We start from the raw sequence: 22,444 nt of genomic DNA, 5'->3' as shown, positions 1-22,444 counted from the left end.
AGCTCCCGCCCCCTACCGCCCGCGCCGTGGACTACTCCGGCTTGGCCGCCGCCGTCTTCTTGGCGGCGGTCTTCTTCGCCGTGGCCGTCTTCGCGGTGGTCGTCTTCTTCGCGGCCGTCTTCTTGGCGGTCGTGGTCTTCTTCGCCGCCGTCTTCGTGGCCGTCTTCTTCGCCGCGGTCTTCTTCGCCGGGGCCTTCTTGGCGGTCTTCTTCGCCGGTCCCTTGGCCCGCTTCTCGGCGAGCAGCTCGTAGCCGCGCTCCGGCGTGATCGTCTCCACGCTGTCGCCGGTGCGCAGGGTGGCGTTGGTCTCGCCGTCCGTCACGTACGGGCCGAAGCGGCCGTCCTTGACGACCACGGGCTTCTCGCTGACCGGGTCGGTGCCCAGCTCCTTCAGCGGCGGCTTGGCCGCGGCCCGGCCCCGCTGCTTCGGCTGGGCGTAGATCGCCAGCGCCTCTTCCAGCGTGATCGTGAAGAGCTGCTCCTCGTCCGTCAGCGACCGCGAGTCCGTGCCCTTCTTCAGGTACGGGCCGTAGCGGCCGTTCTGCGCGGTGATCTCGACGCCCTCGGCGTCGGCGCCGACGGTCCGCGGCAGGGACATCAGCCGGAGGGCGTCCTCCAGGGTGACGGTGTCGAGGGCCATCGACTTGAAGAGGGAGGCCGTGCGCGGCTTCACCGCGTTCTTGCCGGTCTTCGGGGTGCCCTCGGGCAGGATCTCCGTCACGTACGGGCCGTAGCGGCCGTCCTTGGCGACGATCTGGTGGCCGCTGACCGGGTCGGTGCCCAGCTCGAAGTCGCCACTCGGCTTGGCGAGCAGTTCCTCGGAGTACTCGACGGTCAGCTCGTCGGGCGCCAGTTCGGTGGAGACGTCGGCCTTCTGGTAGCCCTCCTGATCCTTCTCACCGCGTTCGATGTACGGGCCGTACTTGCCGACGCGGAGCATGATGCCGTTGCCGACGGGGAAGGAGGAGATCTCGCGCGCGTCGATCGCGCCGAGGTCGGTGACGAGCTCCTTGAGACCGCCGAGGTGGTCCCCGTCGCCGTTCCCCGCGTCCGCGGCACCGCCGCCGGACTCGCCCTCACCGAAGTAGAAACGCTTCAGCCACGGCACGGACTGGGCCTCGCCCCGCGCGATGCGGTCGAGGTCGTCCTCCATGCGGGCGGTGAAGTCGTAGTCGACGAGCCGCCCGAAGTGCTTCTCCAGGAGGTTGACCACGGCGAAGCTCAGGAAGGACGGGACGAGCGCCGTGCCCTTCTTGAAGACGTAGCCGCGGTCGAGGATGGTGCCGATGATCGAGGCGTACGTCGACGGGCGGCCGATCTCGCGCTCTTCCAGCTCCTTGACCAGCGAGGCCTCGGTGTAGCGGGCCGGCGGCTTGGTCGCGTGGCCGTCGGCGGTGATCTCCTCGGCGGTCAGCGCGTCGCCCTGGGCGACCTGCGGCAGGCGCCGCTCGCGGTCGTCGAGCTCCGCGTTCGGGTCGTCGGCCCCCTCCACGTACGCCTTCATGAAGCCGTGGAAGGTGATCGTCTTGCCGGACGCGCTGAACTCGGCGTCGCGGCCGTCGGTGGCGGTGCCGCCGATCTTCACCGTGACCGAGTTGCCGGTCGCGTCCTTCATCTGGGAGGCGACGGTCCGCTTCCAGATCAGCTCGTACAGCTTGAACTGGTCGCCGGTGAGGCCGGTCTCCGCCGGAGTGCGGAAACGATCACCCGAAGGCCGGATCGCCTCGTGCGCCTCCTGCGCGTTCTTGACCTTGCCCGCGTAGACGCGCGGCTTCTCCGGCAGGTAGTCGGCGCCGTACAGCTGCGTGACCTGCGCCCGGGCCGCCGCGACGGCGGTGTCGGAGAGGGTCGTGGAGTCCGTACGCATGTAGGTGATGAAGCCGTTCTCGTACAGCTTCTGCGCCACCTGCATGGTCGCCTTCGCACCGAAGCCCAGCTTGCGGCTCGCCTCCTGCTGGAGGGTGGTGGTCCGGAAGGGGGCGTACGGGGAGCGGCGGTACGGCTTCGACTCGACGGAGCGCACCGAGAACGCGGTCTCGGCGAGCGCCGCGGCGAGCGCCCGCGCGTTCTGCTCGTCCAGGTGGAGCACGTTCTCGGTCTTCAGCCGGCCGTCGGCGCCGAAGTCACGGCCCTGCGCAACGCGCTTGCCGTCGACCGTCGCGAGGCGCGCGACCAGCGAGGACGGGTCGGAGGCGTCACCGGAGCGGCCGGTGCCGAAGGTGCCGGTGAGGTCCCAGTACTCGGCGGAGCGGAAGGCGATGCGCTCGCGCTCCCGCTCGACGACGAGGCGGGTGGCCACCGACTGGACGCGGCCCGCCGAGAGCTTCGGCATGACCTTCTTCCACAGGACCGGCGAGACCTCGTAGCCGTAGAGACGGTCGAGGATGCGGCGGGTCTCCTGGGCGTCGACCATGCGCTGGTTCAGCTCGCGCGGGTTGGCGACGGCCTCGCGGATCGCGTCCTTGGTGATCTCGTGGAAAACCATCCGGTGGACCGGGACCTTGGGCTTCAGGACTTCCTGGAGGTGCCACGCGATGGCCTCGCCCTCGCGGTCCTCATCGGTGGCGAGGAAGAGCTCGTCGGACTCGGCGAGCAGCTCCTTGAGCTTCCTGACCTGCGCCTTCTTGTCGGCGTTGACGACATAGATGGGCTGGAAGTCGTGCTCGACGTCGACGCCGAGGCGGCGCACCTCACCGGTGTACTTCTCCGGCACCTCGGCGGCGCCGGAGGGGAGGTCGCGGATGTGCCCGACGCTCGCCTCGACGACGTAGCCGGGGCCGAGGTAGCCCTTGATCGTCTTCGCCTTGGCAGGCGACTCGACGATGACGAGTCGGCGGCCGCCGTGTGCGGTCTCGCTGGTCGGGGACAACTTCGCTCTTCTCTCCGGATCGACACTCTCTGGCACGTACGGCACTGGCACGCACGGCAGCGGCACGGACGGTGACGCTCCCGTCGCTGCGGAGTGTGACGGTACAACCCGCCCCCGTGTCAAACGGCGAAAGCCCGCAACGGCCACTCGAACGGTAACCCGAGTCCTGGCATTCCTGCCGCCCGGACTCCCGGTCGGGCGGGGCGGGCGTCCCGGCGGGTGCCGTCATTGGAGGGGTCGCGGGCGGAGCCGGCGGAGGGGATCAGAGGCGGCCGAAGCACCAGAGGCCGAGGGCCAGGAAGGCGGCGCCGGAGAGGCTCGTCAGCGCGACCGCGGTGCGCGGGGCGACCCCGTGCGCCACGGGCTCACGGTGCAGCGTCCGCACGGTGGTCCACAGCAGCAGCGCGCCTCCGAACAGCGTGAACGCCGCCCCCGCGAAGATCGCCGGCCCGCTCTCCATGCCCGTACCCCGTTCCGTTCACGTGCGGTGTTCGCCTCTCGGGGCCGAGGCTGACACCCCTGGGAGTCGTGGGCGCGAACTCCGGGTGAACGGCGTGGGCCGTCCCGTGCCCGGTTCACGAAGATGGCCGGTAGTGACCCACTCCTCACCGCTCGTCCGCCTCGCCGGTCACAGCCGTCCGAGGAGGTCACAGCCGTCCGAGGAGTCCCGCCGGCCGGTCACGCCGGTCACGCCGGTCACGCCGGTCACGCCGGTCACGCCGGTCACGCCGGTCACGCCGGTCACGCCGGTCACGCCGGTCACGCCGGTCACATCGTGTCGAGCGTGGCCCGGCGCCGGCTCCCCCGCTCGAAGGCGGCGAGGAGGACGACGGCGAGCAGCCCCCATCCGGCACCGACCGCGAGCTCGGCCCCGAGAAGGCGCCCGTCCAGGCCGCCGCCGGCGGTGAGCCCGCGCGCCGCGTCCGCCGCGTGCGTCAGCGGCAGCAGGTCACCGGCGGTCCGCATCCACCCGGGCAGCGTCCCCCGGGGCACGGCGGCGCCGGTCAGGAGCAACAGCACGGAACTGGCCACGTTCGACACCAGGAACACGTCGCGGAAGCGCAGCCCGAGCGCCCCGAGCGCGAGCCCGAAGGCCGAACAGGCACCCGCCGCGACCAGCAGCACGAGACCGAGCCCGGGCAGCGCCCCTGCGGACACGGGCAGCCCGAGGACGAGCGCGGCGGCGGTGAGCACGAAGGCACTGACGAACAGCCCGTTGAGGACGTACGGGAGGGCTCGCCCGAGCCACAGCGGGACCCGGTGCCGGGGGGAGAGCAGGACGGCCCCGAGCGTGCCGTACCGGCGCTCGTTGGCGACGGCCATCGTGCCGCCGTACACGCAGGAGGCGGAAGCTGCGAGGACGGCGTTGCCCACGAGGTGGAAACGATCGTCGGCGACGCCCAGTTCCCTGCCGAGGAAGACGAAGAAGAAGACCTGGAGCAGCGGTCCGACCAGCAGTGTTCCGATGAACATGGGCGGGGTCGTCCAGTTGAACAGGGCGCGGTAGGAGATCGCCCCGCCGACCACCAGCAGCCGGGAGAACGCGTGGAAGCGGAAGCCGAGGGATCGGCAGCGGAAGCGGAACATCCGGGGGTGGCCTTTCAGGCGAGGGCGAGGGTGGCCGCGGCGCGGGCCCGGCGCTCCACCCGGCCGAGGACGAGGACGGCGGCGAGGGCGTATCCGGCGCCGAGCGCGGCGGCGGTGAGCAGCGGTGTGATCACGTCCCCGCCGGAGGTCGCCGCGTGCACGGCCCGCGCGCCCCAGGTCGTGGGGAGTGCCCAGGAGACCGGGTGGGTCCAGGCGGGCAGCACGGTGACGGGGACGAGCAGCCCGGACAGCAGCCAGACCGGCGTGTCGAGCGGGTTGGCGAGGGCGTTGGCGTTCCGCAGGAGGACGAAGGTGGCGGCGAGGAGGAGCCCCATCATGCCGAGCGCGAGGACGCACACCGGGACGGCGACGAGGAAGAGCAGCGGGTGGGCGAAGTCGAGCGGCACGCCGAAGAGCAGCACGCCCCACAGGACGGTCGCGCCCATCGCGTACGTGCCGATGACGGCGGTCGCGAGGGTGATCGGCAGGAGGACGAGCGCGAGCGGGGTCGGTGCGACGACGAGGGTCTCCAGGGTGCCGAGCCACCGCTGGTTCTGCACCGCGCCGCCCGAACCGAAGAGGACCGAGCCCCAGATGCCCATGAGTCCGGCGCCGACGGAGGCGGTGAGCAGCCGGTCCGGGTCGCCCGCGGCGCGGAACAGATAGACGGCGAGGGTCGCGTAGACGAGCGGGACGAGGACGGCGAAGGTGATCTCGATCGGGGAGCGCGACATGTACGAGACGTGGGTGCGCACCCCGACGCCGATCAGGCGCAGGACGCGGATCACGCGGGCACCCCTTCCGGCGCGGCGGAGCCCGCCGCCTCCTCGACGATCGCGATGTAGGCGTCCTCCAGGGAGGGTTCGCGGCTGACGACCCGCCCGAGCCGGACGCCGTCGAAGGCGGCGAGGACGGGCGCGTGCAGCTCGGCACCGCGGTCCGTCTGCACGCTCACGGTCTGGACCGCGCCCCGGTCCTCGACGGACGCTCCCCGTACGCCGGGCACCCGCCGCACCCGGTCGATGACCTCGTCGCCCGCCCCGTACGCCTCGATGTCGAGGACGTCCCGGTCCCCGACGCGGGACTTGAGGCTCCCGGGAGTGCCGAGGGCCCGGATCCGGCCGCCCGCGATGACGGCGATCCGGTCGCAGAGCTCGTCGGCCTCGGCCATGTAGTGGGTGGTGAGGAGGACGGTGGTGCCGGCGGCGGCCAGGTCGGCGACCGTGCGGCGCAGGTCGCGGGCGGCGACGGGGTCGACGCCGATGGACGGCTCGTCGAGGAAGAGGACGTCGGGGTGGTGGAGCAGTCCGCGGGCGATGTGGAGGCGCTGCCGCATGCCGCGCGAGTACCCCTCGACGCGCTCCTTCTCCCGGCCCACCAGTCCGACCAGGTCGAGGAGTTCGGCGATGCGCCGCTTCTGGTCGCGGGCGGCGACGCCGTACAGCTCGGCGAAGTAGCGGAGGTTGTCGAGGGCCGAGAGCCGGTCGTACAGGCCCCGGTCGCCGCCGAAGACGTACCCGATCCTGCGGCGGACGGCGACGGGGTCGCGCGCCACGTCGTGGCCGAACACCCGGGCCGTGCCGGAGGTCGGCAGGAGCAGGGTGTTGAGCATCTTGATGGTGGTGGTCTTGCCGGCGCCGTTGGGCCCGAGGAGGCCGAACAGCTCCCCCGGCTTCACCTCGAAGGTGACCCCGCGCACGGCCTCCGTCTCGGTCCGCCGGGACCTCGGCCATCCGGTCCTGCTGGTGTAGGTGCGGCGCAGCGTGTCCGCCTCGATTGCGAGCATGCGCCGGACGTTAGGAGCCGGCGGAGGGGCCGGGCCATCGATTCGGGAGGCCCCGAATCGACGGGCCACGGCCACGGGCCCGCACGGGTCGGACCTGGTGTCCGACGGCGCGGGCGACGCCCTCCTCGTCAGGCCACGGCCGCGAGGACGCCTTCCCCGGCGAGCAGCGCGAGCAGCGAACGGCCCGTGTCCGTGAGCTGGTAGTACACCGAGCGCCCGACGCGGTGGCGGGTCACGACACCGGCCTCGGCGAGGACCGACAGGTGCTCGGAGACCGTGCTGGGCGCGAGGCCGAGCCGGTCGGCGAGACCGGCCGTGCTCAGGGGCCCGCCCAGCTCGCGCAGGACCGCCGCCCGGCCCCGGCCGAGCATCAGCCCGAGCCGGTCCTCGGCGACGGGTTCGGCCGGTTCGCGCAGCGCGGCGGCGCCCCTGGCCTGGAAGCTGAGCGCGAACACCTCGGGGTCGTCGGTCGAGTACAGCCGGCAGCCCTCCGCGAAGACCAGCGGCACGAGGACGAGCCGCCGCTCACCGGGGGCGTACTCCGTGTCGATGTGCTTGGTCAGTTCGAGTACGGGAGGCTGCCACCGCCCCCGCGTCTCCAGGCCCGCGAAGAGCGCGTCGACGCCCTCGGTCGCGAACGTCCTGGCCCGGACGAGCACTTCGTCCTCGACGAGCCGGCGCATCGTCGGCCAGTACGGCTCGATCGCGCCCTCCCAGTACGCGGCGTACGCGTCGGCGAGCGCCGCGCAGGCGGCCTCCGGGTCCTTCAGATAGGGCTGCACGAAGGGCGCGTCGGCCGTGCCGGGGTAGCACTCGGCCACCTGGGCGCGGACGAACGCCGGGTCGGTCGCCCGCAGCGCGGCGATCTCCTCGTGGACGTGGACCGTGCCGAACGGGCGGGGCAGCAGGAAGTCGGAGACCTCACGACGCCCCTCCTCGAACAGGTCCCACAGCGGGCGGAGCCTGTCGTCCTCGCGCCACACCTCGCGCGCCTGCCCCACCCACTCCTGGTACGGCCAGGAAGGGCGGCGCCGGGGCAGCGCGAGGTGCATCGCGCAGAACGCGTCGCGCAGCGGGCTGATCGCGATCCTCGTGGCCCCCAGCGAGGCCTCGTCCAGCTCGACCCGTATCAAGCACCGCTCCCCTCGGCCGTGAGCGGCTCGGTCACGGGCAGCAGGAAGCCCTCCTCGACGAGCAGCCGGATCGCCTGCGGGGTGCGGTCCCGCAGCACGACCGGGTCCTCGCCCATCAGCTGCCCGATCGCGTCGAGGATGCGGCCCGCGCTGAGCGTGCCGTCGCACACGCCGGCGAACCCGGCGCCGACGTGGTCGACCCGGGTGGCACGGCGCATGCCCCGGTTCTGCCGGAGCACCACATGCTCCGGGTCCTCGGCGCCCGGCAGACCGACCTGCTCCTGCACCACCTCGGGCGCGAGGGTGAACCGGTCGGCGAGCAGTGCGGCGTCGTCGTGGCCGCGCAGGTAGTCCTGGCGCTCGAAGTGGGCGAGGACGGTGGGGCCGAGGGGCTGCTCGACGGGGTGCGGCCACTCCTCGACGACGATCGAGGGCTCGACCGCGCCCGAGGCCACGGCCTCGGTCCGCCGGATCGTGATCCAGCCGAAGCCCACCGCGCGGGTCTTGCTCGCCTCGAACTCGTCCAGCCAGCGGTCGTACGCCGCCCGGTAGGCCTCCGGGTCGCCGCGGTGGTCGCCGCTGTCCCGCAGCCACAGCTCCGTGTACTGGGTGATGTCCTGGACCTCGCGCTGCACGATCCAGGCGTCGCAGCCGCGCGGCACCCAGGACCGGAGCCGCTCCTGCCACTCCTCGCCCTCGACGTGCTGCCAGTTGGCGAGGAACTGGGCGTACCCGCCGTCGTTGAGCCGCTCCCCGGCCTGCTGCACGAGCGTGCGGCACAGGTCGTCGCCGCTCATCCCGCCGTCCCGGTAGGTGAGCCCGGCGCCGGGGGAGATCACGAAGGGCGGGTTGGAGACGATCAGGTCGTACGTGTCGCCGTCGACGGGCTCGAAGAGCGAGCCGGTCAGCAGCTCGGCCTCCCGGGCCCCGGAGAGCGCGAGGGTGAGCCGGGTGAAGTCCAGGGCACGCGGGTTGAGGTCGGTGGCGGTGACCAGGGTGGCGTGCTGGGCGGCGTGCAGCGCCTGGATCCCGGAGCCGGTGCCGAGGTCGAGCGCGGAGGAGACCGGCGTACGGACCGTGATGCCGGCGAGGGTCGTGGAGGCGCCGCCGACGCCGAGGACGACCCCCTCGTCCTTCTTCCCGATCCCTCCGGCGCCTCCCACGGCGCAGCCCAGGTCGGAGACGATGAACCAGTCCTCGCCGTCCGGTCCGCCGTACGGCCGGACGTCGACCGTGGCGAGCACGGTGTCGTCCTCGCGGACCACCCAGCCGTCGGCGAGGGCCTCGTCGAGCGGGAGCGCGGCGGCGGCCCGGTCGGCCGCGACGGGCTCCTGGAGCAGGAAGAGCCGGACGAGGGTCTCCAGCGGGGAGTCGCCGCGGGTGGCGCGCAGGGCGGGCACGGTCTCGCTGCGGGCGAGCGCCGCGTAGGCCGGGGCGCCGAGCCGGTCGAGCAGTCCGTCGGCGGTGAAGTAGGCGGCGAGCAGGGCCTCGCGCAGACGGGCGGCGTGCGCGGGCACCGGGAGGCGGGGAGGCAGGCTGGTCGTACTCACCGCTCCATTGTGACGGCCGCCACCGACATCCGGGCGGCCGACCCGGCGGCATGCGGCGGATCGCCGCCACCGCCGGGCCGATCGGGCCCCGGGCCCTACTCCTCGCTCTTGCCGGCCGTGGACTTCTTGGTCGGCTTGGCGGACGGCTTCTTGGTCGAACCCGAGGACCCGGAGTCGGAGTCCGAGTCCGAGTCGGAGGTCGATCCGGAGTCCGCGGTGGAGCCGGAGTTCGGGGAGGCGGAGGTCTTCGGCGGGACCGCGGCCGTGGGCTTCTGGCAGCCGGGCTGCTTGGCCATCGCCTGGCCCAGCTCGCCCTCCTCCAGCTTGGACAGGGCGTTCTGGTCCATCTTCTCGATCTTGGTCAGGCCGTCCGCGACGCCCTGGAGACCGTCCGCGAACTTCTGCTGGTTCGTCGGGTCCAGCGCGTCGACCTGCTTCTTGAGCCCCTCGTAGGCCAGCGCGGTGGCGTTGAGCTCCTTGATCGCGTCCTGCTGGACCTTCTCGCCGTTCTCGACGGGCGGGGCCCCGGCGGCCTCGACGGCCTTGGCGAGGGCGCGGTCGGCGTTCGCGATGTCCTGGAACGCCTTCGAGTCGGCGGCCTGGATCTCTGCAGGCTTGCTGTCCGCGGCGGTCGAGATGATGATCTGGTGGGCGTCGGCCCGCTTCTGGATCTGAGGCTTCGCCTGGTCGCAGAACGTCTTCGCCCAGTCACCCACCTTGTCGCCCTCGTCGTCGCTGCAACCGGACAGCGCGAGCACCAGTACCGCGCCGCCGGACAGTGCGGCCGCAAGCTTCTTGTTCAACGGATCGGTCCCTTCCAAGGCTCTCGGCCCCGGAACATACACGCCGAACGGGCTACTTCCACCTTTCGTGCGACGGATTCGTCCCATGTTGCAACCTTTTGAACCAAGGGAGGAGCCCCCCGAACACCCGGGAAACGCCCGGGAATGAGACGGACGACACGTCAGGATTCACGCCGGACATCGCGTCAGGAGCTGCGACGGACATCACGTCAGGAGACCGCCACCGAGCGCCTCTTGGAGACCCGGACCGCGCCGACCACGACAAGGAGCGCGACCGCCGCGACCGCCGTCCGCAACCCGGCGCTCGCGTCGCCGCCGTAGCTGAACCGCACGACCGCCGGGGCGATCAGCAGCGCCACCAGGTTCATCACCTTCAGGAGCGGATTGATCGCCGGGCCCGCCGTGTCCTTGAACGGGTCGCCGACCGTGTCCCCGATGACGGTCGCCTCGTGCGCCTCGCTGCCCTTGCCGCCGTGGTTCCCGTCCTCGACCAGCTTCTTCGCGTTGTCCCAGGCGCCACCGGAGTTGGCCAGGAAGACCGCCATCAGCGCGCCCGTACCGATCGCCCCGGCGAGGTACGCGCCGAGCGGGCCGACACCGAGCGCGAAGCCGACCGCGATCGGGGCCATCACGGCGAGCAGTCCGGGCGTGGCGAGCTCGCGCAGCGCGTCCTTGGTGCAGATGTCGACGACCCGCCCGTACTCCGGCTTCTCGGTGAAGGTCATGATCCCGGGGTGCTCGCGGAACTGCCGCCGCACCTCGTAGACGACCGATCCGGCCGAGCGGGACACGGCGTTGATCGCGAGCCCCGAGAAGAGGAAGACGACTGCCGCGCCCAGGATCAGCCCGAAGAGGTTGTTGGGCTGCGAGATGTCCATCGAGAGTGTCAGCTCGCCCGCCCTCACGCCGAACTCCCCGACGTCGGCGACCGAGGTCGCGATGGCGTCCCGGTACGAGCCGAAGAGCGCCGAGGCCGCCAGGACGGCGGTGGCGATGGCGATGCCCTTGGTGATGGCCTTCGTGGTGTTGCCGACGGCGTCGAGGTCGGTGAGGACCTGCGCGCCCGCCCCCGTGACGTCCCCGGACATCTCCGCGATGCCCTGGGCGTTGTCGGCGACCGGGCCGAAGGTGTCCATGGCGACGATCACGCCGACCGTGGTGAGGAGCCCCGTCCCGGCGAGCGCCACCGCGAACAGCGCCAGCATGATCGAGGCGCCGCCCAGCAGGAACGCACCGTAGACGGTGAGCCCGATCAGCAGGGCCGTGTAGACGGCCGACTCCATGCCGAGCGCCACGCCCGCGAGGACGACCGTCGCGGGACCGGTGAGCGAGGACTTCCCGACGTCCCTGACCGGCCGCCGGCTGGTCTCGGTGAAGTAGCCGGTGAGCTGCTGGATGAGCGCGGCGAGGACGATGCCGAGGGCGACCGCGACCACGGCGAGGACCCGCGGATCGCCGCCGTGCTCACGGATGCCCGGCTCCGTGACGCCTTCGAGCTCGGCGTACGAGGACGGCAGGTACGCGAAGGAGACGACGGCGACGAGCGCCAGCGAGATCACCGCCGAGACCAGGAATCCACGGTTGATCGCGCTCATCCCGCCGCGGTCGGCGCGCCGCGGGGCGACCGTGAGGATGCCGATCACGGCGGTGACCACGCCGATCGCCGGCACCATCAGGGGGAACGCGAGACCGTGGTCGCCGAAGGCCGCCTTGCCGAGGATGAGCGCCGCGACCAGCGTCACGGCGTACGACTCGAAGAGGTCGGCCGCCATGCCGGCGCAGTCGCCGACGTTGTCGCCCACGTTGTCGGCGATGGTGGCGGCGTTGCGCGGGTCGTCCTCGGGGATGCCCTGCTCGACCTTGCCGACGAGGTCCGCGCCGACATCGGCGGCCTTGGTGAAGATCCCGCCGCCCACCCGCATGAACATGGCGATGAGCGCGGCACCGAGCCCGAATCCCTCCAGGACCTTGGGCGCGTCGGCGGCGTAGACGAGGACGACGCAGGCGGCCCCGAGCAGCCCGAGGCCGACCGTGCACATGCCGACGACCCCGCCCGTACGGAACGCGATCCGCATGGCCCGGTGCGCGACCTCGTTCAGGTCCCTCTCGGGTTCGCCCGGCGCCGGGGTGGCCTCCCTGGCCGCGGCGGCGACCCGCACGTTGGCCCGTACGGCCAGCCGCATGCCGATGTAGCCGGTGAGCGCCGAGAACAACGCCCCGACCAGGAAGAACAGCGAACGACCGGCGCGCTGCGACCAGGTGTCGGCGGGCAGCAGCATCAGCAGGAAGAACACGGCGGCCGCGAAGACGGCGAGGGTCCGCAGCTGCCGCGCGAGGTAGGCGTTGGCCCCCTCCTGCACGGCGGCGGCGATCTCCTTCATCTTCTCGGTGCCCTCACCCGCCGCGAGCACCTGACGGATGAGGATCCGGGCGACGACCAGCGCGGCGAGAGCGACGGCCGCGACGACGATCACGATCGTCCGGTTCCCGCTCGTGAGCACCGCCGCGGCGAGAGATGTGGGGTACATGGGGACGGATCATAGGGAGACGAACCGGTACAGACGGGGATGCACCAATTCGTGGGCGAGGACACCCGGCACAGCAGAAGAGGCCCCGCGATGCGGGGCCTCTTCTGTTCGTACGTGCACGTGTACGAGCACGGGTCAGGACCGGACGTCCACCAGTCACCCTGGAACAGGGCTCAGGACAGGACGTCCGCCGCGCTCACCGGCCAGCTCATCCGGATCGTGCCGCCGTCCTCTCCGGCGCTCACCTCGACGTCGTCGACGAGTCCGCGGATCACCGCGAGACCCATCTCGTCCTCGCCGTCGGCGTCGTCGAAGTCCTCGGCCGGGGCCGAGGCCCGCGCGCCGGGGACACCGGCGGCATCGGCCGCCGCCACCCCCGCACCCGGCACCTCGTCGCCGACCTCGATGGAGAACGTCTTCTCCTCCTCGGTCAGGACGACCCGGATGGGGGTCGTGACGTCATTGCTGCGGTGCAGCCCGACCGCACGGGAACAGGCCTCACCCACAGCGAGACGCACCTCGTCGAGGACCGCCTCGTCCACGCCCGCCCGGCGCGCGACCGCTGCCGCCACCAGACGGGCCGTGCGGACATGCTCGGGCTGAGCGCTGAAGCGGAGTTCAACGGTGGCCATGCGAACCCCCTGGGCTCAGTCGACGGCGTTGACGGCCTCGTCGACCGAGGTGTGGATCGGGAACACCTTGGTGAGACCCGTGATCCGGAAAATCTTGAGAATGCGCTCCTGGTTGCAGACCAGGCGCAGCGAGCCCTCATGGGCGCGAACACGCTTCAGGCCACCGACGAGCACACCCAGGCCGGTGGAGTCGAGGAAGTCCACGCCCTCCATGTCGACGACCAGGTGGTAGCTGCCGTCGTTCACCAACTCGACCAACTGCTCGCGCAGCTTGGGCGCGGTATACACATCAATCTCGCCACCGACCTCGACGACCGTACGGTCACCACCAGCGCCGGACACATTGCGAGTCGACAGGGACAGGTCCACGGATCCTCCAGCACCTTGCTATCGGGCGATCGTCCCCTCGGGTCTCCGGGGCGGAGCCGAGGAACGGAACGCCAGCCGCGATGGCATTCAATCACTTACCAGCAGCCATGCACGACGCCTTGGAAGCATTGTCCGTCATGGCAGTGACACACTCGGTGCCGATGGCCAAGAATCACCGCCCCCGTCGTCCGGCCGGGGAAACGGGCAGCCGCCCCTCTCCCGGCATGGTCCTCGACCGGCTCTCCTCGGGCGAGAGCCGGGCCGCGCGCATCACTCATACGGAGCACATGCCCGCCCGGGAGGGTCGCCATGCCGTCTGGCCGCACCGCATCCGTCCGGAGGTCATCGCGGCGATCGAGGCGGCCGGGATCGAGCACCCCTGGGCGCACCAGGCGGAGGCCGCCGAGCACGCCCTGGACGGCGAATCCGTGGTGATCTCCACCGGCACCGCCTCGGGCAAGTCGCTCGCGTACCTCGCCCCGGTCCTCAGCACCCTCCTGGACGGCTCCGAGGCCCCGAACGGCCGCGGCACCACCGCCCTCTACCTGGCGCCCACCAAGGCCCTCGCAGCCGACCAGCGGCGCGCCGTGCGGGAACTGGCCGCCCCGCTCGGCAACCGGATCCGCCCCGCCGTCTACGACGGCGACACGCCGATCGAGGAACGCGAGTGGGTCCGCCAGTACGCGAACTACGTGCTGACCAACCCCGACATGCTGCACCGGGGCATACTCCCCTCCCACCCCAGGTGGTCCTCCTTCCTGCGCTCCCTGCGCTATGTCGTGATCGACGAGTGCCACACCTACCGGGGCGTCTTCGGCTCCCACGTCGCCCAGGTGCTGCGCCGCCTGCGCCGGATCTGCGCCCGGTACGGCTCCGAACCGGTCTTCCTCCTCGCCTCGGCCACCTCCGCCGAACCGGCCCTGGCCGCCGGCCGCCTCACCGGCCTGCCGGTCACCGAGGTCTCCGACGACGCCTCCCCGCGCGGCGAGCTGGTCTTCGCCCTCTGGGAGCCGCCGCTGACCGAGCTGCACGGCGAGCGCGGCGCGCCCGTACGCCGCACCGCCACGGCCGAGACCGCGGACCTGCTGACCGACCTGACCCGGCAGGGCGTCCGCTCGGTCGCCTTCGTCCGCTCCCGGCGCGGCGCCGAGCTGATCTCGGTGATCGCCCAGGAACGGCTGGCCGAGACCGACCGCGCGCTCGCCCGCCGCGTCGCCGCCTACCGGGGCGGCTACCTGCCCGAGGAGCGCCGCGCCCTGGAGCGGGCGCTGCACTCCGGCGAGCTCCTCGGCCTGGCCGCCACGACCGCCCTGGAGCTGGGCGTGGACGTCTCCGGCCTGGACGCCGTCGTGATCGCCGGCTACCCGGGCACCCGGGCCTCCCTGTGGCAGCAGGCGGGCCGCGCCGGCCGCTCGGGCGAGGGCGCCCTCGCGATCCTGGTCGCCCGGGACGACCCGCTGGACACCTTCCTCGTCCACCACCCGGAGGCGATCTTCGAGCAGCCGGTCGAGACGACCGTCCTGGACCCCGACAACCCCTACGTCCTCGCCCCCCATCTGTGCGCCGCCGCCGCCGAGCTCCCGCTGACCGAGCCGGACCTGGCCCTCTTCGGCCCGGCCGCGCCCGGCCTGCTGCCCCAGCTGGAAGGGGCCGGCCTGCTGCGCCGCCGCTCCACCGGCTGGTACTGGACCCGCCGCGAGCGGGCCGCCGACCTGACCGACATCCGGGGCGGCGGCGGCAGCCCCGTCCGGATCGTGGAGGCAGGCACCGGCCGCCTCCTCGGCACGGTCGACGAGGCCGCCTCCCACACCGCCGTCCACGAGGGCGCCGTCCACCTCCACCAGGGCCGCACCTATCTGGTGCGGGAGCTCGACCTCAAGGACTCCGTGGCCCTCGTCGAGGAGGCCGTCCCGCCGTACTCCACCACCGCCCGCGACACCACCTCCATCACCGTCCTCGAGACCGACACCGAGATCCCCTGGGGAGCCGGACGCCTCTGCTACGGCTCCGTCGAGGTCACCAACCAGGTCGTCTCCTTCCTGCGCCGCCGCCTCATCACCGGCGAGGTGCTCGGCGAGACCAAGCTCGACCTGCCGCCCCGCACGCTCCGCACCCGGGCCGTGTGGTGGACGGTCACCGAGGACCAGCTCGACGCCGCCCGGATCACCCCGGAGATCCTCGGAGGCGCCCTGCACGCCGCCGAGCACGCCTCCATCGGCATGCTGCCGCTCTTCGCCACCTGCGACCGCTGGGACATCGGCGGCGTCTCCGTACCGCTCCATCCCGACACCCTGCTGCCCACCGTCTTCGTGTACGACGGGCATCCGGGCGGCGCGGGCTTCGCCGAGCGCGCCTTCCACACCGCCCGCGCCTGGCTGACGGCCACCCGCGAGGCCATCGCCTCCTGCGAGTGCGAGGCGGGCTGCCCCTCCTGCATCCAGTCCCCGAAGTGCGGCAACGGCAACGATCCGCTCCACAAGCGCGGCGCCGTCCGCCTCCTCACGGAACTCCTGAGGGAGGCCCCGGAGGCCCCGCCCGCGACCTGACCTCCGGCCGGTACGGACCGCGCACGACCCGGGCGGTCACCTCCGAGACCCCGTCCCGAACCGCGCACCCCACCAGCTCGGCTCCCTGCGCGACGGCCACCCGCGAGGCGCCGGCGCACGCCTCGGCCTCACCCCACAGGGCCCGGTCGGCGGCGGCGAGAGCGGCCAGGTCGGCGGCCCCGCCGGCCCGGTGCCGGGCCGCCACCGCCTGCCCGAGCGCGAGCACCACCCCGAACACCACGCACAACGCACACGCCGCAACCGCCGCCCACACGGTCGCCACCCCACGATCACCCCCCATGCTCCCCGGCCCGGCCCGGCCCCGGACCGAGCCTGGGCCTGGGCCTGGGCTCGGGCCCGCGGCCCGACCGGGCTCCCAGTCGGCCGACAGCCCCTCCTTCCCAGCCGCGCCCCGGAGACCGACCCGCCCCACACCGGGGTCCACCGGGGGAGCCGCTCGCCGGGCCGCCCGTCGGGTCGTGCTCCGGCCCGCGTCACGGGGCCACCGGCGGGTCCGGGGGCGGGTGGCCCCGTCCTCGGCGGCCGTCACGGCGCTCCTCCGGCCGGCGCGTCCTCCGCGAGGGCCGCCGCGCCGGCTCTCAGGGTGACTCCCATGCCCCGGGGGCCCGGGGCATCGGCCTCCACCGTCACCCGCCACAGCTCGCCCTCCCTCGCCACCGACACCCGTGCGCCCTCGGGCGCGGCGGCCCGGGCGGCCGCCTCGGCCGAGGCCACCGGCTCCGATCGGGCCGCCGCCCGCGCCCCCGCCCGCGCCGCGTCCACGCACCGGATCTGCGCGGCGGCCGCGGCCAGCGCCCAGAGCAGCGTCACCGTGAACAGCGCGAGGACAGGCAGGACCATCGCCGCCTCAACGGTCACGAAACCCCGGTCAGAACGGCGCATCGAGAGCCTTCCCGATCACCGATTCCAGCGCCCCCGAGACCGCCCCGCTGGTCACGATCTTGTAGAGCACGGCGGCGAACGCCGCCGCGGCGATCGTCCCCACCGCGTACTCGGACGTGGTCATCCCCTCGTCACGGCGCGCCGCCGCCCGCCGCGCCCGCAACCAGCCGCCGAGCCGTGCCCTGACCCCCATGCCGATCGCCTCGTCCCGTCCTGCCATGTCCTGCCGTACCTCGCCGTTCTTCGTCATGTCGCCCTGCTTCGTCATGTCGCCGTTCCTCGTCCTGTCTCGTCGCGTCGTGCGTGTCGTGTCGTGTCGTGTCGTGTCGTGTCGTGTCGAGCCGTGTCGCCGGAGTCATCCGTCCAGCAGTCCCGCCGCGAGGCCGATCACCACCGGAGCCACTCCCACCGCCAGGAAGGCGGGCAGGAAGCAGAGCCCCACGGGCGCGCTGATCAGCACCTGTGCCCGGCGTGCCCCAGCCGCCGCCGCGCGGGCGCGGGTGGCGCGCAGGGCGGCCGCGTGCCGGGCGACGGCCTCCGCCGCCGGCGCTCCCGAGGAACCGGCCCGCTCCATGCAGCGGGCCAGCCCCTCCGCGCCCGGTATCGCGCCGAACCTCCCCCACACCTCGGCCGGTTCGCCGCCGAGCCTCAGCTCGGCGGCCGTGCGGGTCAGGCGCTCGCCGAGCGAACCGCCCAGGGACCGGCCCACCGCCTCCGCCGCCTCACCGGGCCCGGCCCCGGATGCGGCGCAGGCCGCCAACAGATCGGCGGCGAGCGGAAGATGACGCACCGCCTCCTCGTCACCTGCCGGCGGCGAGACCCGCCGCGCGGCCCTCCACCGCACCGTGGCGGCCACCAGAATCCCGGCGCACAGGCCGCCGAGCACTCCGAACAGCACCCAGCCGATGCCCACCCCCGCGAGGGGCGCCGCCCAGAGCCGCACCCACGGCGGCAGCCCGCCGCGGGCCTTGCGCCGTCGCGGTTCCGGGTGCGCGAGGAGCGTCCCCGCCCGCCGCCGCGTCCGGCGTGCCCGCAGGCCACGCAGCACCTCCACGACGCCCTGTGCACCCAGGGCGACGGCCAGGAGCGGAAGGCCCGCCGCCCGAAGGACGTCCAGCGCGTGTCGCGCCCCTTCCTGGATCACGACCGCTCTCCTCCCCGTACGATCCGCGCGGCCCACCACAGTCCGGCCGCCTCCAACGCCCCGCCCACGACCAGGCAGCCCAGGCCGGCCGGGGTGTGCAGCAGCACGCGGAGCGGGTCGGCTCCCAGCGCGGCACCGAGGGCGAGTCCGGCCGCCGGCAGCAGCGCCAGGACCGTCACCGTGGCCCAGGCGCCGGCCAGTTCGGCCCGCAGGCGGTCGCGCTGCTCGTGGTGGTCCCGCAGGGCGGCCTCCAACCGGTCGAGCCCGGCGGCCAGACCCGCGCCTCCGTCCACAGCCACCTGCCAGCAGGCCGCCATGCCCGCCAGCCCGTCGGCCCCGTCCTGCCGGGCCGCTCGTCTCAGCGCCTCCGGCACGTCCCCGCCGAACCGGGCCGCCGCCAGCACCGGGGCCTCCGCGGCGCCGAGCGCGCCCGTCTCCCGGGCCGCGAAGGACAGCGCCTGCGCGGGCTGCCATCCGGCCCTCAACTCCCCGACGACCGCCCCACACAGGGCCACCACCCGCTCGGCCCGCGTCTCCCGTTCCTTCCTGCGCCCGGAGGCCCGAAGACGCCGTCCTACCAGGGGCACCGCGAGCGCCCCCGCCAGCAGCGGCAGCGGTGACGCTCCGAGCAGTGCGAGGACTCCCGCCACCGGCAGGCACAGCCACGCACGCCGCCTCCACAGCACGGCCCGCCACCGCGCGGCCACCGCCCGCCATTCCCCACCGCTCGGCCCGCCGTGAACTCCGTCCGCGAGCACCGCCCGTGCCCGGTCCGCGCCGCGCCTCCACTCGGCCGCCCACGCCAGGGCGAGCACCGCGCAGAGCGCCGCCGCCGCATGTGCGGCGCCCCGCACCTGCACCAGTTCCACCGTCACCGCGCTCCCCCTCCGATCAGCGAACTCAGCCGCTCCCAGCCCCGCTCCCGCTCGAAGCCGGCCGCACCCCACCGCAGCGCCGGCACCGTCCGGACCAGCCCGTCCCGGTCCCGCTCCAGGACGTGCGCCTCGGCGATCCGTCGCCGCCCGTCCCGGTCCCGTACGACATGCAGCACGGCCGACAGACCCGCGCCCAGCTGGCTGTGCAGGGCGGCCCGGTCGAGCCCGGCCGCCGTCCCCAGGGCTTCGAGCCGTGCCGGAACGTCCGCCGCCGTATTGGCGTGGACCGTTCCGCAGCCGCCTTCATGGCCCGTGTTGAGAGCGGCGAGCAGGTCCACGGCCTCGCCGCCTCTGACCTCGCCGACCACCAGACGGTCGGGGCGCATCCGCAGCGCCTGGCGGACCAGGTCCCGCAGGGTGACGAGTCCGGCGCCCTCCTGGTTCGCGGGCCGCGCCTCCAGGCGCACCACGTGCGGGTGGTCCGGCCGCAGCTCCGCCGAATCCTCGGCGAGCACGATCCGCTCCCGCTCCCCCACGAGCCCCAGGAGCGAGGCGAGGAGGGTGGTCTTGCCCGTCCCGGTACCGCCGCTGACGAGGTAGGACACCCGCGCGTCGATCAGGGCCCGCAGGATCGGGGCGCCGCCCGGTGGCACGGTGCCCGCCGCGACCAGCTCCTCCAGGGAGAAGGCGCGTGGGCGGACCACCCGCAGGGACAGGCAGGTCGAGCCGACCGCGACCGGCGGCAGCACCGCGTGCATCCGGGTGCCGTCGGGGAGTCTCGCGTCGACCCAGGGCCGGGCGTCGTCGAGCCTGCGCCCGGCCACCGCCGCGAGGCGTTGCGCGAGCCGGCGGACGGCGGCGGCGTCGGGGAAGGACACCGGGGCCCGCTCCAGGCCGGTGCCCCGATCCACCCACACCCGGTCGGGCGCCGAGACCAGGACGTCGGTGACCGCCGGGTCGGCGAGCAGCGGCTCCAGCGGGCCGGTGCCGATCAGCTCGCACCGCAACTCCTCCGCCGCGCCGAGCACTTCCGCGTCGCCGAGCAGCCTCCCCTGGGCGCGCAACGCCGCCGCCACGCGCGCCGGGGTGGGCTCGGCCCCGCTCGCCGCGAGGCGCTGCCGCACGGCGTCGAGAAGCCCCGCGCCGTCGCCCGGACCCCGGGCCGCGACCCCTGCCCCGGTCATGCCGCACCACCGGGCACGAGAGCCCGCTCCCAGAAGGCGGCGCAGAACCGGCCGAGGGGCCCCCGGGGCTCGGCACCCGGCGGCACTCCCGCGTCCTGATCGGACACGATCCCCGGGTCGTAAGGGAGTTCACCGGCGAGCGGCAGCCGCAGCGCGTCGGCGACCCATCGCTCGTCGAGCCCCACCGCGTACGGCCCGCGAACCACGGCGCGCAGGTCGCGCACGGCCGGGCCGATCGTCGAGACCATCCGGTGGGCGGCCGCGACGGCCCTCAACTCCCCAGGCACGACGAGCAGTCCGAGGTCCAGCTGGGCCAGGGCCTCCGTGACCGACGGGTCGCTCCCGCGCGGCAGGTCGACCACGACGGCCCCGCCCCTGCGCCGCGCGGCGGCGAGGACGGACCGCACGGCCTCGGGCGGCACCGGCGCCGCCGGCTCCCTGCCCCAGCTGAGCACCCGGACCCCGCGCACCGACGGCAGCGACTCCTCCAGGGCGCCGCCCGCCAGACGGCCCTTAGAGGCGGCGAAGTCGGGCCATCGTCTGCCCTCCTCGCGCTCGCCGCCGAGCAACACGTCGAGCCCTCCGCCCAGCGGGTCGCCGTCGACGAGCAGGGTGCGGTGCCCGGCCCTCGCGGCGGCCAGCGCGAGACCGCAGGCCAGGGTGGAGGCCCCCGCACCGCCGCGGCCGCCGACGACGCCGACGGTCAGCGCCGGCCTGCCCACCCCTTCGGCCGCGTCGGCGAGGCGGTCGACGAGGAGGCTCTCGGCGCCCGGGAGGCTCAGCACGCTCTCCGCGCCGATCTCCACCGCCAGCCGCCACAGCCCGGGATCGTCCCGGTCACGGCCGACGAGGAGGGTCCCGGGCCGGCGCACGGCTCCCCGGCAGCGGGCCGCGGCGTCGTCGCCGACCAGGACGAGCGGCGGGTCGGTCCAGCTCGCCCGCCGCTCGGGCACCCGGTGGTGCACCTCGGGCTCGACCCCGGCGGCGGCACACAGTCGCAGGAGGTCGTCGAGCAGGCCGAGATCCTCGGTGACGATCAGCGGCCCGGCCCGGCGCGGCCCGTCCGCACCCGGCACGCCGGCCCCCGGCGAGCCCGCTCCGCGCGGCTCCGGCCCCCGCAGGCTCCGCACCCACGGCGCCGAACCGCCTGTCGTACCCCTGGCCCCGGAAGTCCTGGATGTCTCCACGACACACACCCCTCTCGTGATTCCTGCCGTCCGCGAACTTCGCGACAGGAATCACCGTGGGGCCGTCTCGGAAATCGTGCCGATCTTGCCGAAAAACTGTGGATAAGCGAGGGGCTGTGAATAACTTCGCCACTCCTCCGGGGACTGTCCGGAACGCAGTCCGCCGATTACTGTGAGTGATGAATCGAGGGCCGGGCGGGGCCCCGGTCGGCTCATGACCGAAGAGCGGAAGGAAGGGAGCAGGCGATGACACACAGGGCCGAAATGGCTCCGGACATGCGACGACCCCAGCCGGGGGGGAGAGCTGGGGTCGTCTCTCCGGCCGACTCGGGGGGGGAGGAGCCGGACCGGGTTAGCACGGTCGCGAACGATCCGTGACTTCCATGGTGTACCCGAGAGCCTTCTCAGGCAAACCCACGCGCCCCAGCGTACGCCGAATGGCGGGCACCTATGCTCGGGCTTGTGGAAAACCACTCCTTGCCGCGCACAGCCGCCTTCTTTGACCTGGACAAGACGGTCATTGCGAAGTCATCGACGCTGACCTTCAGCAAGTCCTTCTACCGGGGCGGACTGATCAGCCGCCGCGCCGCCCTGCGGACGGCCTACATCCAGTTCGTCTTCCTGGCGGGCGGAGCCGATCACGACCAGATGGAGCGGATGCGTGAATATCTTTCCGCGCTCTGCAAAGGCTGGAACGTCGCCCAGGTAAAGGAGCTCGTCGCCGAGACCCTTCACGATCTGATCGACCCGATCATCTACGACGAAGCGGCCTCCCTCATCGAGGAGCACCACGCCGCCGGCCGCGACGTCGTGATCGTCTCGACCTCCGGCGCCGAGGTCGTCGAGCCGATCGGCGAGATGCTCGGTGCCGACCGGGTCGTCGCCACCCGGATGGTGGTCGGCGAGGACGGGTGCTTCACCGGGGAGGTGGAGTACTACGCCTACGGGCCGACGAAGGCGGAGGCGGTCCGGGAGCTGGCGGAGTCGGAGGGATACGACCTCTCGCGCTGCTACGCGTACAGCGATTCGGCGACCGACATCCCGATGCTGGAGGCCGTCGGCCACCCATACGCCGTCAATCCCGACCGGACGCTGCGCCGTGAGGCCGTGGCACGGGAATGGCCGGTTCTCGCCTTCGAGAAGCCGGTCCGCCTCAAGCAGCGGCTGCCCGAGTTCCGGATGCCGCCCCGTCCCACGCTCGTCGCCGCAGCGGCCGTGGGAGCGGCGGCGGTCGGAGCCGGACTCGTCTGGTACGCCGCCCGGCGCCGGCAGGCCGCCCTCGCCCAACGGCTCGCCGGGGACTTTGCCCGAATTTGAGCTGCCCGCAGAGAAGTGGAGCCAGCACTTT

Annotated in this window: 21 protein-coding genes; 2 read left to right on the top strand and 19 right to left on the bottom strand. The window is 73.3% G+C overall.

The genetic code is table 11. The features are described from left to right. Positions 1–31: 31 nt before the first annotated feature. The 12 genes from topA to IE237_RS19175 form a co-directional block, all read right to left on the bottom strand. Positions 32–2,869 (bottom strand): type I DNA topoisomerase, encoded by a 2,838-nt coding sequence (gene topA / locus IE237_RS19225; RefSeq protein WP_189803230.1) that lies wholly within the window; start codon positions 2,867–2,869, stop codon positions 32–34. 262 nt (positions 2,870–3,131) lie between these two features. Beyond that, complete coding sequence (locus IE237_RS19220; protein ID WP_041129895.1) at positions 3,132–3,329, bottom strand: hypothetical protein; 198 nt, start codon at positions 3,327–3,329, stop codon at positions 3,132–3,134. A 168-nt stretch (positions 3,330–3,497) separates the two neighbouring features. Beyond that, a complete protein-coding gene (locus IE237_RS41365; protein ID WP_268253706.1) occupies positions 3,498–3,632 on the bottom strand; it encodes a hypothetical protein in 135 nt (44 codons plus the stop codon). 5 nt (positions 3,633–3,637) lie between these two features. Further along, complete coding sequence (locus IE237_RS19215) at positions 3,638–4,456, bottom strand: ABC transporter permease (RefSeq protein WP_189803229.1); 819 nt, start codon at positions 4,454–4,456, stop codon at positions 3,638–3,640. Between the two features lie 14 nt (positions 4,457–4,470). After that, positions 4,471–5,244 (bottom strand): ABC transporter permease, encoded by a 774-nt coding sequence (locus tag IE237_RS19210; protein WP_229842767.1) that lies wholly within the window; start codon positions 5,242–5,244, stop codon positions 4,471–4,473. Further along, on the bottom strand, positions 5,241–6,242 hold the full coding sequence (locus tag IE237_RS19205; RefSeq protein WP_189803228.1) for an ABC transporter ATP-binding protein: 1,002 nt from the start codon (positions 6,240–6,242) through the stop codon (positions 5,241–5,243). The genes IE237_RS19210 and IE237_RS19205 overlap by 4 nt, the downstream gene beginning before the upstream one ends. Before the next feature lie 128 nt (positions 6,243–6,370). Beyond that, complete coding sequence (locus IE237_RS19200) at positions 6,371–7,375, bottom strand: ArsR/SmtB family transcription factor (RefSeq protein ID WP_189803227.1); 1,005 nt, start codon at positions 7,373–7,375, stop codon at positions 6,371–6,373. Then, positions 7,372–8,925, bottom strand: a complete 1,554-nt coding sequence (locus IE237_RS19195; protein ID WP_189803226.1) for a DUF7059 domain-containing protein — start codon at positions 8,923–8,925, stop codon at positions 7,372–7,374. The genes IE237_RS19200 and IE237_RS19195 overlap by 4 nt, the downstream gene beginning before the upstream one ends. 95 nt (positions 8,926–9,020) lie before the next feature. Continuing rightward, positions 9,021–9,728 (bottom strand): small secreted protein, encoded by a 708-nt coding sequence (locus tag IE237_RS19190; RefSeq protein ID WP_229842766.1) that lies wholly within the window; start codon positions 9,726–9,728, stop codon positions 9,021–9,023. A 209-nt stretch (positions 9,729–9,937) separates the two neighbouring features. Further along, positions 9,938–12,256, bottom strand: a complete 2,319-nt coding sequence (locus IE237_RS19185) for a sodium-translocating pyrophosphatase (RefSeq protein WP_189803224.1) — start codon at positions 12,254–12,256, stop codon at positions 9,938–9,940. A gap of 173 nt (positions 12,257–12,429) precedes the next feature. Beyond that, positions 12,430–12,888, bottom strand: coding sequence for an ATP-binding protein (locus tag IE237_RS19180; protein ID WP_189803223.1), 459 nt, complete (start codon positions 12,886–12,888; stop codon positions 12,430–12,432). 15 nt (positions 12,889–12,903) lie between these two features. Further along, positions 12,904–13,257: an STAS domain-containing protein gene (locus IE237_RS19175; protein WP_015034520.1), complete on the bottom strand. Its 354-nt coding sequence runs from the start codon at positions 13,255–13,257 to the stop codon at positions 12,904–12,906. An 80-nt stretch (positions 13,258–13,337) separates the two neighbouring features. Here IE237_RS19175 and IE237_RS19170 point away from each other — a divergent pair, with 80 nt between their 5' ends. After that, positions 13,338–15,803, top strand: coding sequence for a DEAD/DEAH box helicase (locus tag IE237_RS19170; RefSeq protein ID WP_189803222.1), 2,466 nt, complete (start codon positions 13,338–13,340; stop codon positions 15,801–15,803). On the opposite strand, the gene IE237_RS19165 is transcribed toward IE237_RS19170, so the two are convergent. From IE237_RS19165 to ssd, 7 genes are all read right to left on the bottom strand, one after another. Continuing rightward, a complete protein-coding gene (locus tag IE237_RS19165) occupies positions 15,757–16,104 on the bottom strand; it encodes an Rv3654c family TadE-like protein (protein WP_189803221.1) in 348 nt (115 codons plus the stop codon). The two genes, IE237_RS19170 and IE237_RS19165, sit on opposite strands and share 47 nt — an antisense overlap. Before the next feature lie 245 nt (positions 16,105–16,349). Beyond that, positions 16,350–16,682 (bottom strand): TadE family type IV pilus minor pilin, encoded by a 333-nt coding sequence (locus IE237_RS19160; protein WP_229842765.1) that lies wholly within the window; start codon positions 16,680–16,682, stop codon positions 16,350–16,352. Positions 16,683–16,692: 10 nt separating this feature from the next. Then, a complete protein-coding gene (locus IE237_RS19155; RefSeq protein WP_189803363.1) occupies positions 16,693–16,899 on the bottom strand; it encodes a DUF4244 domain-containing protein in 207 nt (68 codons plus the stop codon). 162 nt (positions 16,900–17,061) lie between these two features. Continuing rightward, positions 17,062–17,850, bottom strand: a complete 789-nt coding sequence (locus IE237_RS19150) for a type II secretion system F family protein (protein ID WP_229842764.1) — start codon at positions 17,848–17,850, stop codon at positions 17,062–17,064. Further along, positions 17,847–18,725, bottom strand: a complete 879-nt coding sequence (locus tag IE237_RS19145; RefSeq protein ID WP_229842763.1) for a type II secretion system F family protein — start codon at positions 18,723–18,725, stop codon at positions 17,847–17,849. The genes IE237_RS19150 and IE237_RS19145 overlap by 4 nt, the downstream gene beginning before the upstream one ends. Then, positions 18,722–19,909, bottom strand: a complete 1,188-nt coding sequence (locus tag IE237_RS19140) for a TadA family conjugal transfer-associated ATPase (RefSeq protein ID WP_189803219.1) — start codon at positions 19,907–19,909, stop codon at positions 18,722–18,724. Before IE237_RS19140 ends, IE237_RS19145 begins: the two co-directional genes overlap by 4 nt. Beyond that, positions 19,906–20,985, bottom strand: coding sequence for a septum site-determining protein Ssd (ssd, locus tag IE237_RS19135; protein WP_189803218.1), 1,080 nt, complete (start codon positions 20,983–20,985; stop codon positions 19,906–19,908). Before ssd ends, IE237_RS19140 begins: the two co-directional genes overlap by 4 nt. 561 nt (positions 20,986–21,546) lie before the next feature. Between ssd and IE237_RS19130 the strand changes: the two genes are divergently transcribed. After that, entirely contained in the window at positions 21,547–22,413 is an 867-nt protein-coding gene (locus tag IE237_RS19130; protein ID WP_189803217.1) for an HAD family hydrolase, read from the top strand. Positions 22,414–22,444 lie beyond the last annotated feature (31 nt).

Source organism: Streptomyces tanashiensis, from assembly GCF_014648895.1.
GTDB classification, from domain to species: Bacteria; Actinomycetota; Actinomycetes; order Streptomycetales; family Streptomycetaceae; genus Streptomyces; species Streptomyces tanashiensis.
Note: the sequence above shows the minus strand (reverse complement) of the source record. Positions and strands in the feature narration are given on the sequence as shown.

Coding starts and splice junctions, on each gene's coding strand:
- IE237_RS19220 (WP_041129895.1), bottom strand. CDS start 3,329: ATGGAGAGCGGGCCGGCGATCTTCGCGGGGGCGGCGTTCACGCTGTTC.
- IE237_RS19215 (WP_189803229.1), bottom strand. CDS start 4,456: ATGTTCCGCTTCCGCTGCCGATCCCTCGGCTTCCGCTTCCACGCGTTC.
- IE237_RS19205 (WP_189803228.1), bottom strand. CDS start 6,242: ATGCTCGCAATCGAGGCGGACACGCTGCGCCGCACCTACACCAGCAGG.
- IE237_RS19185 (WP_189803224.1), bottom strand. CDS start 12,256: ATGTACCCCACATCTCTCGCCGCGGCGGTGCTCACGAGCGGGAACCGG.
- IE237_RS19180 (WP_189803223.1), bottom strand. CDS start 12,888: ATGGCCACCGTTGAACTCCGCTTCAGCGCTCAGCCCGAGCATGTCCGC.
- IE237_RS19170 (WP_189803222.1), top strand. CDS start 13,338: ATGGCATTCAATCACTTACCAGCAGCCATGCACGACGCCTTGGAAGCA.
- IE237_RS19165 (WP_189803221.1), bottom strand. CDS start 16,104: ATGGGGGGTGATCGTGGGGTGGCGACCGTGTGGGCGGCGGTTGCGGCG.
- IE237_RS19155 (WP_189803363.1), bottom strand. CDS start 16,899: ATGGGGGTCAGGGCACGGCTCGGCGGCTGGTTGCGGGCGCGGCGGGCG.
- IE237_RS19140 (WP_189803219.1), bottom strand. CDS start 19,909: ATGACCGGGGCAGGGGTCGCGGCCCGGGGTCCGGGCGACGGCGCGGGG.
- IE237_RS19130 (WP_189803217.1), top strand. CDS start 21,547: ATGCTCGGGCTTGTGGAAAACCACTCCTTGCCGCGCACAGCCGCCTTC.